This is a genomic window from Streptomyces sp. 13-12-16, assembly GCF_002114215.1.
Taxonomy (GTDB): domain Bacteria; phylum Actinomycetota; class Actinomycetes; order Streptomycetales; family Streptomycetaceae; genus Streptomyces.
Genome location: NZ_NCTE01000149.1, coordinates 3,422 through 12,655, shown reverse-complemented (window position 1 = coordinate 12,655; position 9,234 = coordinate 3,422). Strand labels below are relative to the sequence as shown.

Below are 9,234 nucleotides of genomic sequence, written 5' to 3'. Positions count from 1 at the left end.
CCCCGCCACCGGCGCTGCGGCCGGCTCCGTGCGCGGGCCGGACCGCCGTCCGGCCGCCCCGCCGCGTCTCGATCAGGGCCACCGCCCGCTCGGGCAGCCACGCCGACGCCGTACCGCTGTCGTCGGAGCCGGAGCCGAACAGGTGCGGGGCGAGCTGGGCCTGGAGGTCGGCCGGGTTGGGCCGGGCCGTCGCCTCCATCTGCATGCAGGCTTCGATGAGCGGGCGCAGCTCGTCCGGGAGTCCTTCGAGGTCCGGGCCCTCGCGCAGCAGCATGAAGACGGTCTCGACGGGGTTGGCGCCGTGGAACGGCGGATGTCCCGTGGCGGCGAAGACCAGCATCGAGCCGAGCGAGAACACGTCGCTCGCACCGGTGACGCTGCGGGAGTCCTTGGCCTGCTCCGGGGACATGTAGGCGGGGGTGCCGACGGCGACGTTCGTCATCGTCAGGCGGGTGTTGGAGACGCCGGAGGCGATGCCGAAGTCGATCACCCGGGGGCCGTCCTCGACGACGAGGACGTTGGAGGGTTTCAGGTCGCGGTGGACCAGTCCGGCGCCGTGGATCGACTGGAGCGCCTCCGCGACGCCCGCCGCGAGCCAGCGCACCGCCTGCGCCGGGAGCGGCCCGCACTCGTTCACTATCTCCTCGAGGGAGGGCGCGGGCACGTACGCGGTGGCCAGCCACGGCACGGCGGCGCGCGGATCGGCGTCCACGACGGCCGCCGTGTAGAAACCGGAGACCGCGCGGGCCGCCTCGACCTCGCGCGTGAAGCGGACCCGGAAGAGCTGGTCCTCGGCCAGTTCGGTCCGGACCGTCTTGATCGCCACCCGCCGCCCGGACGCCGAGCGCGCGAGATAGACCAGCCCCATGCCGCCGGCTCCCAGCCGTCCCAGCACCTCGAACGGCCCGATACGCCGCGGATCGTGCTGCGTCAGCTGATCCACCACTTGCCTGCCACCTCCCCGTACGAGTCGCGCCACCACCTGTGCCCGCGACCGTAGTGCAGCGTCTCACCACCGCACCGCCGTGGCGGCACGCACCCCGATTCTTCCTGTCCACGCCCCCGGTTGCGAACCGGCCGACAAATAGGGTGTCCAGGTTTTCATACGACACAGAGGGTGGAAACGGCTCGGCGGTTCGGCGGCTCAGCGGTGCAGCAGCGCGAAGGACGCCCCCTGATTGTCGGTGACCACGGCCGCCGTGCCGTAGGACGTCTCGAAGGGCGGGACCTGGACCCGGCCGCCGAGCCGGACCACCTCCTCCAGGCCGGCCCCGGGGTCCTCGACGGCGAAGTGGACGAGGAAGTGCGGCGGCATCTCGGCGGGGAAGACGTCGGAGACCGGCGCGCGGCCGAAGTCGGGGTCGGCGTCCGGGCCGAACAGGGCGTCGTGGAAGAGACCGCCGTAGAAGGTGTTGGCCGCCCGGGTGTCCCGCGTGTACAGCTGCACCCAGGCGAAGGTGCCCGGCTCGTGGCGGCGTCCGAAGCCGGGGGTGCCGGTGCCCTGCCAGAGGGAGAACACCGCCCCCTCGGAGTCGGTGACGAGCGCGGTGACGCCCAGGTCGCCGAAGGGCCCCGGCGGGGCGACGACCTGCCCGCCGGCCGCGCGGATCCGCCGGCACAGCGCCCCTGCGTCCGGAGTGGCGAAGGACACCGTCCACACGGTGGGCAGCCGGCCGTCCGTCTTGTGCGCGAGGGAGGCGACGGGGGCGCCGTCCTTCAACGCCCGCACGGTTCCCTGGGGCTGGTCCTCGAAGGTCCAGCCGAAGAGACCGCCGTAGAACCGCTTGCCCGCCTCCACGTCGGGCAGCTGCGCGTCCACCCAGCAGGGGGTGCCCTCCGGGTACCCCGACGCCCTGTGCCCCGATGCCCTGTTTTCGGCCATGCCGCCAAAGTAACCGTGTCGCCCGCAGGCCGCAGACCAGGCACACCAGCCTCCGGGGGCCCGCACACCCCATTTGCAGTCGGCCGAATCGCGCTCCGATCACCCGTCGGTAAGCTGACGGCATGACAGGACAAGTGCGTACCGTCGACGGCCGTGTGGCCGGCCGGCGTGGGCAGGCGACCCGGCAGAAACTGCTCGACTGCCTCAGCGAGATGCTCAGCTCCTCCCCCTACCGGGACGTCAAGGTCATCGATGTCGCACGGAAGGCGGGCACCTCGCCCGCGACCTTCTACCAGTACTTCCCGGACGTCGAGGGCGCCGTCCTGGAGATCGCCGAGCACACGGCCGCCGAGAGCGCCGGGCTGAGCGAACTGCTGGAGGGCCGCTCCTGGGCGGGGAAGGCCGGCTGGCAGACGGCACAGGAACTCGTCGACGGTTTCCTGGAGTTCTGGCGGGACAACGAGGCGATCCTGCGGGTCGTGGACCTCGGTGCGGCCGAGGGGGATAAACGTTTCTACAAGATCCGCATGAAGATCCTGAACTCCGTGAACAACTCGCTGGCGGACTCCGTCGCCGAGCTTCAGGCCAAGGGGCGGATCGACAAGGACGTGAACCCCGCGGCGATCGCCGGCTCGCTGGTGGCCATGCTCGCGGCCGTCGCCTCCCACCAGAAAGGTTTCTCCTCCTGGGGCGTGAAGCAGGCGGAACTCAAGCCCAACCTGGCCCTGTTGGTGCACCTGGGGGTCACCGGCAAGAAGCCGCCGAAGTAGGGGAAGCGAGCGCCCGGCGGTCCGCACCGACCGGCGCACGGTTCCGCAAGTCCTGTCAGACGGGCGGTGGTCCACTCCGGTGGACCACCGCCCGTCGCCTTGCGCGCGGCACGGGGAGCGGGAACACGGCACCGCCCGCCCGGTGTTGTGTTCCAGCGAGCCGACCGCGGGCCCGAACGGCCCCGAGTGACCGAGTGAACGTCCGACGCACACACCGCAGGAGGAACCCGGAATGGCCCTGACCCGCGAAGAGCGCGAACAGTTCCTGGCCGAGCCGCACGTCGCGGCGCTGGCGGTCGACGCGGGAGAAGGCCGCGCCCCGCTCACCGTGCCGATCTGGTACCAGTACGCGCCCGGCGGCGACGTGTGGATCATCACCGGCCTGGACTCGCGCAAGAACCGGCTGATCGGCGCGGCGGGGCGGTTCTCGCTCATGGTCGACCGCCTCGAACCCACCATCCGTTACGTCTCGGTCGAGGGGCCGGTGCTCGACACCACCCCGGCCACGATCGAGCGACTGCGGGAGATCTCCGCGCGCTACCTGCCGGCCGACAAGGTCGAGGAGTACGTCGACTTCTCCTGGAAGAACCACGGCGAGCAGGTCATCGTGCGGATGCGGCCCGAGCGGTGGGTGTCGTCGGACCTCGGGTCGGTGTGAGCCCGCGGGACGCCCGACAATCGGTGCATGGAACCCGATCTTCACGAGCTGCTGAGGTCGCTGCGGGTGTGGGACCCGCAGGTCACCGACCTGCCGGCGTTCGACCCGGCCGCCGCGCCCGCCGAGCCGCTGCCGCTGTTCACCCGGTGGTTCGCCGAGGCCGTGGCGGCCGGCCAGGCCGAGCCGCACACCATGTCCCTGGCCACGGCGGACGCGCGGGGGCTGCCGGACGTACGGATCGTGATGCTGCACGGCGCGGACGACGACGGCTGGTCCTTCGCCACCCACGCGCACAGCCGCAAGGGCGGCCACCTCGCCGCGCGCCCGTACGCCGCGCTGGCCTTCTACTGGCCGGTGCTGGGCCGCCAGGTGCGGGTGCGCGGGCCCGTCGGGGCGGCCCCGGCCGAGGAGGCACAGGCAGACCTGCACGCCCGCTCCACCGGGGCGCTGGCGGCCGCGCTGACCGGCAGGCAGAGCGAGGTCCTCGGGTCGCCGGAGGAACTGGCACGGGCCTCGGAGGCGGCATGGGAGCGAGCACGGCACGCGCCGGACACCCCGGCCCCGTCCTGGACCCTGTACCGGCTACGGGCGGACGAGGTGGAGTTCTTCCAGGGCGAGCCCCGACGACGACACGCACGACTCCGCTACCGGCGCGGGACGGAGGGCTGGGTCAGGGAGTCCCTGTGGCCGTGAGAACGGGCTCCGGACCGGTCACGGGACAGCCGTCACGGAACGCACCACGACGACACGCACGACTCCGCACCAACGGTCGACAGAACCGGGCCGGACAACCCCTGCCACCGTGAGAACGGGCTCCGGACCGGTCACGGGACAGCCGTCACGGAACGCACCACGACGGCACGCACGACTCCGCACCAACGGTCGACAGAACCGGGCCGGACAACCCCTGCCACCGTGAGAACGGGCTCCGGACCGGTCACGGGACAGCCGTCACGGAACGCACCACGACGACACGCACGACTCCGCACCAACGGTGGACAGAGCCGGGTCAGGGGGCCCCTGTGGGCGTGAGGACCGGCTCCGGGTCGGTGGCGAGGCGGGCGTGCAGGTGGGCGTCGCGGAAGGTGTCGTGGCGGCCCGCCTCGAAGATCGCGCCGCGCATCGTCCCCTCGTGGCGGAACCCGCAGCGCCCGGCGACCCGGCAGGACGCCTCGTGTCCGATGGCGTGGTTCAGCTCCAGCCGGTGCAGGGCGAGTCCGGTGAGCGCCCAGCGGGCGGCGAGCAGCAGCGCCCGGGGGGCGACGCCCCGGCCGCGTGCCTCGGGGAGGACCCAGTAGCCGACCGTGCCGCGCCGCATGACGGGGTGGATCTCGTTGACGCCGATGTGCCCCAGTGCCGTACCGCTGCGGGCGTCGGCTATCCGGAAGGACGCCCCCGTGCCGTCCGCGTCGCGCTGCGCGCCCCGGCGCAGCGACTCCCGGGCGCTGTCCGCGTCCGTGATCGGTTGGAGCGGGGTGTTCCAGCGCCGGAACTCCGGGTCCGTGAGGCCGCGCAGCCAGGTGTCCACGTCCGCCCGGGACTCGGGATCCCAGGGGCGGAGGCACAGGCCGTGGCCGTGGAGCTCGGGGAGGGGCCGGATGGGCCCGGGTGAGGAGGACATGCGGACATTCAAACCCGCGATCCCCGCACACGTGATCAATCCGCAACCAATTCCGGTCTTGACCGATACCCATCAACCAGGGGCGTGATTACGCTCGCGCTCATGGCCGACTCCTCCGACTCCTCCACGCCCGCGCGGCCCACCGCGCCGAACCGGGCGGACCGCCCCGTCTACGTCGTCGGCGGCGGCCCGGGCGGACTCGCCGTCGCGTACGCCCTGCGCACCCGGGGGGTACGGGCCGTCGTCCTGGAGCGCTCCGACCGCGTGGGGGACTCCTGGCGGCGCCACTACGACCGGCTGCACCTGCACACCACCCGGCGCCTGTCCGCGCTGCCCGGGCTGCCGATGCCGCGCCGGTTCGGGCGGTGGGTGGCCCGGGACGACGTGGTCCGGTACCTGGAGAAGTACGCCGAGCACCACCGCCTGGAGATCGTCACCGGTGTCGAGGTCTCCCGGGTCGAGCGCACCCCCGACGGCACCGGCTGGCTGCTGCACGCCACCGGGGGCCGCGAACTGACCGGCGCGGCGGTCGTCGTCGCCACGGGCTTCAACCACACGCCCCGCGTCCCCGACTGGCCCGGCCGGGACACGTACACCGGCGAGTTCCTGCACGCGTCCGAGTACCGCCACGCGAAGCCCTTCGCCGGCCGGGACGTGCTGGTCGTGGGCGTCGGCAACACGGGTGCCGAGATCGCCGTGGACCTGGTGGAGGGGGGCGCCTCCCGGGTGCGCCTCGCGGTGCGCACCCCTCCGCACATCGTGCGCCGCTCGACCGCGGGCTGGCCCGCGCAGTACTCGGGGGTCCTGGTGCGCCGGCTGCCGGTCGGCCTCGTCGACCGGCTGTGCCGGGTCCAGGCGAGGGTGGCGCTGCCGGACCTGTCGGACCGGGGGCTCCCGCGTCCCGGCTCCGGGCTCTACACCCGGGTGCGGGAGGGGGCCATTCCCGTGCAGGACGTCGGTCTGGTCGACGCCGTGCGCAAGGGGAAGGTGGAGGTCGTGGCCGCCGTGGAGGGCTTCGAGGAGGGCAAGGTCGTCCTGGCGGACGGCGATCGCATCGGTCCGGACGCGGTCGTGGCGGCCACGGGGTACACGCGCGGTCTGGAGGGGCTGGTCGGCGGGCTCGGCGTCCTCGACGACCGTGGCAGGCCGGTCGTCCACGGCGGACGCGCCCCGGCCGACGCGCCCGGCCTCTACTTCACGGGGTTCACCAACCCGATCAGCGGCAACCTTCGTGAACTGGCGCTGGACGCGCAGCGGATCGCGAGGGCGGTGGCCCGCGCGGGGGGAGCCTCCCGGCTCCCCGCGTGACCGGGGCCGGGCGGGGGGTGTCGGCGCGGCCCGGAGTTCGCGGGGTGCCGCCGCGCCCACCCGTACCGCCCCGGGGGTGCCTCCCAGGACCTTGAGGCACTGGGAGGCGCACGACCGCCCGCGGTCACGCGCAGGTGCGCGACACGACCGCCCCCGGTGGCACGGCCGGGCGGGCACCGCCCCGACAGCACCACCCCCGGTGACGTACGAGTGCGTGACACCACCGCCCCCGGTGACGCGGACGCTAGGCGACCGCCGCCGCGAGGGGAGCCGGCCGGCGCCGGATCACCAGCGCCATCAGCGCCGCCGCCGCGCACAGCGCCCCCGACGCGATCCAGACCACGTCGTACGACCCGAACCTGTCCCGCGCGGCACCGCCGAGGAAGGCGACGACGGCCGCGCCCACCTGGTGCGAGGCCAGTACCCACCCGAACACGATCGGGCTGTCCTCGCCGTAGTGCTCACGGCACAGCGCGAGCGTCGGCGGCACGGTGGCGACCCAGTCCAGCCCGTAGAAGACGATGAAGAACAGCATCGGCGGATGCACGCTCGGCGCCAGCAGGACCGGCAGGAACAGCAGCGAGATCCCCCGCAGCGCGTAGTACACCGCGAGCAGCCGGCGCGCGTCGAAGCGGTCCGTGAACCACCCGGACGCCACCGTCCCGACGACGTCGAAGACGCCGATGACGGCCAGCAGGGACGCCGCGGTCGTGATCGGCATGCCGTGGTCGTGGGACGCGGGCACGAAGTGGGTCTGGATCAGCCCGTTGGTCGAGGCGCCGCAGATCGCGAAGGACCCCGCGAGCAGCCAGAACGGCCCCGTCCGCACCGCCGAGAACAGCACGGTCAGCGCCCGCCGGGCGGCCCCCGGGACGGGCTCCGGCTTCGGTACGAACTCCGTGGCCCCGTACGGCTTCGCACCCACGTCGGCCGGATGGTCGTGCAGCAGCAGCCAGACGAACGGGACGACGGCCAGCGCGGCGAGCGCCACGGTGACGGCCGCCGGCCGCCATTCGTACCGCGAGACGATCCAGGACAGCAGCGGCAGGAAGATCAGCTGCCCGGAGGCGGACGCGGCGGTGAGGATGCCGGTGACCAGGCCCCGGCGCTCGGTGAACCAGCGGTTGGTGACGGTCGCGGCGAAGGCCAGCGCCATGGAACCGGAGCCGAGTCCCACCAGCAGGCCCCAGCACAGCAGCAGTTGCCAGGCCGCCGTCATCCACACCGTCAGGCCCGAGCCGAGCGCGATCACGCTGAGGGCGACCGCGACCACCTTCCGGATGCCGTAGCGGTCCATCAGCGCCGCCGCGAACGGCGCGGTGAGGCCGTACAGCGCGAGGTTCACGGAGACCGCCGCGCCGATGGTCCCGCGCGACCAGCCGAACTCCTCGTGCAGCGGGTCGATGAACAGGCCCGGTACGGAGCGGAAGGCGGCGGCACCGATGATCGTCACGAAGGTGACGGCGGCGACGAACCACGCGCGGTGCACACGGGTGCGGGTCGGCTTCGGGCCGCTCGCGGGCGGCTCCACGACGGCGGCTGTCTCAGTTGTCCGGGTCACGCCCCAGAGCTTCCGGGATCGCGCCCGCCACAACGAGTGGCCCGGAGGACAGCATTCGCTAGGATCGGGCCATGGATCCGGTCGAGTCCTCCCGAGCGTCCGCCGACTTCCGGCCCCACCGCGTCGTCGTCCTCGCCCTCGACGGGCTGCTCCCCTTCGAGCTGGGCATCCCGCACCGCATCTTCGGCCGCCCGAAGGACGGGCGGGGGCGGCGCCTGTACGAGGTGGTCACCTGCTCGGTCCGGCCGCCCGGTCCGGTGGAGACCGACGCCGACTTCGCCGTCCACGTCGCCCACGGCCCCGAGGCCCTCGCCACCGCCGACACGGTGATCGTCCCGGCGTCCTACGAGCTCGGCCCGGTGTTCGAGCGGGGCGAGCTGACCGACGAACTGGCCGACGCCCTCGCCCGCATCCGCCCCGGCACCCGGCTCGCCTCCATCTGCACCGGCGTGTACGTCCTCGCCGCCGCCGGATACCTCGACGGCCGGCCCGCCACCACCCACTGGGCCGACTCCGAGCGCCTCCAGCGGCTGTTCCCGCGGATCGAGGTCGATCCGGACGTGCTGTTCGTCGACGACGGGGACATCCTGACCTCGGCGGGCGTCGCGGCCGGGATCGACCTGTGCCTGCACATCGTGCGACGCGACCACGGCGCCGCCGTGGCCAACGAGGTGGCCCGCCGTACGGTCGTGCCGCCGCACCGGGACGGCGGGCAGGCGCAGTACATCGAGCGGCCGGTGCCCGATCCGCAGCAGTCCTCCACGAGCGGTGCCCGCGCGTGGGCGCTGGCCCGGCTGCACGAGCCGATCCAGTTGCGCGACATGGCCGCGCGGGAGGCGATGTCGGTACGCACCTTCACGCGCCGCTTCCGGGAGGAGTCCGGTGTCAGTCCGGGGCAGTGGCTGACCCGGCAGCGGGTGGAGCGGGCCCGGCACCTGCTGGAGTCCACCGCTCTGTCCGTGGACCAGGTGGCCCGCGACGCCGGTTTCGGCACGGCCCAGTCGATGCGGCAGCACCTCCAGGCGGCGCTGGGGGTGACGCCGACGGCGTACCGGCGGACCTTCCGGGCCGGGACGGCCGCGTCGGCCCGGGGGTGAGCGGGAGGCCGTCCACAGGCTGTGGAGGAGCCGGGCCCTGCCGGCGGTGGCGGTGCGGCGCTGTCCGCCCCGAGCACGGCAGCGCCGCACCGCTCTTCGGCTTCGGCGCTCCCGCCCGGGTTCCCCCTCGGCCCTGAGGGAACCGACGCCGAATCACGACCCACACTCGTCGAGGGCCCCCGTCGTCGGGCCCTCGCCGTCCCCTCGCGGCGAATCGCTGACGAACAGAGTGATCAAACGGTCACCGAACGTCAATGCCGATTCAGGCGACAATGACCCGCTTGGGGCATATGCCCTGTTGGCCGAGACCGCGCACGGAAGCACACCCGGCGCACCG

General features: G+C 73.4%; 9 protein-coding genes. 5 read left to right on the top strand and 4 right to left on the bottom strand.

The annotated features are described in order from the left end of the window. Together B7767_RS07065 and B7767_RS07055 are read right to left on the bottom strand one after the other, a co-directional pair. A partial coding sequence (locus B7767_RS07065; protein ID WP_143652255.1) for a serine/threonine-protein kinase occupies positions 1 to 946 on the bottom strand: 946 nt, incomplete at its 3' end. Between the two features lie 198 nt (positions 947 to 1,144). Further along, positions 1,145 to 1,882 carry a VOC family protein gene (locus B7767_RS07055; protein ID WP_085571389.1) on the bottom strand — a complete coding sequence of 246 codons (738 nt, stop codon included), beginning with the start codon at positions 1,880 to 1,882 and terminating at the stop codon, positions 1,145 to 1,147. A 134-nt stretch (positions 1,883 to 2,016) separates the two neighbouring features. Between B7767_RS07055 and B7767_RS07050 the strand changes: the two genes are divergently transcribed. The 3 genes from B7767_RS07050 to B7767_RS07040 all read left to right on the top strand — a co-directional run bounded on the left by B7767_RS07050 (position 2,017) and on the right by B7767_RS07040 (position 4,003). After that, positions 2,017 to 2,652, top strand: a complete 636-nt coding sequence (locus B7767_RS07050) for a TetR family transcriptional regulator (protein ID WP_085571388.1) — start codon at positions 2,017 to 2,019, stop codon at positions 2,650 to 2,652. 232 nt (positions 2,653 to 2,884) lie between these two features. Then, the gene (locus tag B7767_RS07045) at positions 2,885 to 3,310 is read left to right on the top strand and encodes a pyridoxamine 5'-phosphate oxidase family protein (RefSeq protein WP_085571387.1); all 426 of its coding nucleotides are present in this window, start codon (positions 2,885 to 2,887) and stop codon (positions 3,308 to 3,310) included. A 27-nt stretch (positions 3,311 to 3,337) separates the two neighbouring features. Further along, a complete protein-coding gene (locus tag B7767_RS07040) occupies positions 3,338 to 4,003 on the top strand; it encodes a pyridoxal 5'-phosphate synthase (protein ID WP_085571386.1) in 666 nt (221 codons plus the stop codon). Positions 4,004 to 4,319: 316 nt separating this feature from the next. On the opposite strand, the gene B7767_RS07035 is transcribed toward B7767_RS07040, so the two are convergent. Continuing rightward, positions 4,320 to 4,931 carry a GNAT family N-acetyltransferase gene (locus B7767_RS07035; protein WP_085571385.1) on the bottom strand — a complete coding sequence of 204 codons (612 nt, stop codon included), beginning with the start codon at positions 4,929 to 4,931 and terminating at the stop codon, positions 4,320 to 4,322. A gap of 102 nt (positions 4,932 to 5,033) precedes the next feature. On the opposite strand from B7767_RS07035, the gene B7767_RS07030 reads away from it, so the two are divergent. Next, positions 5,034 to 6,239: an NAD(P)/FAD-dependent oxidoreductase gene (locus tag B7767_RS07030; RefSeq protein WP_085571384.1), complete on the top strand. Its 1,206-nt coding sequence runs from the start codon at positions 5,034 to 5,036 to the stop codon at positions 6,237 to 6,239. A 244-nt stretch (positions 6,240 to 6,483) separates the two neighbouring features. Here B7767_RS07030 and B7767_RS07025 read toward each other — a convergent pair whose 3' ends face one another. Continuing rightward, complete coding sequence (locus B7767_RS07025; protein ID WP_085571383.1) at positions 6,484 to 7,800, bottom strand: MFS transporter; 1,317 nt, start codon at positions 7,798 to 7,800, stop codon at positions 6,484 to 6,486. Between the two features lie 71 nt (positions 7,801 to 7,871). On the opposite strand from B7767_RS07025, the gene B7767_RS07020 reads away from it, so the two are divergent. Continuing rightward, entirely contained in the window at positions 7,872 to 8,897 is a 1,026-nt protein-coding gene (locus B7767_RS07020) for a GlxA family transcriptional regulator (RefSeq protein ID WP_085571382.1), read from the top strand. The last annotated feature ends 337 nt before the right edge of the window (positions 8,898 to 9,234 follow it).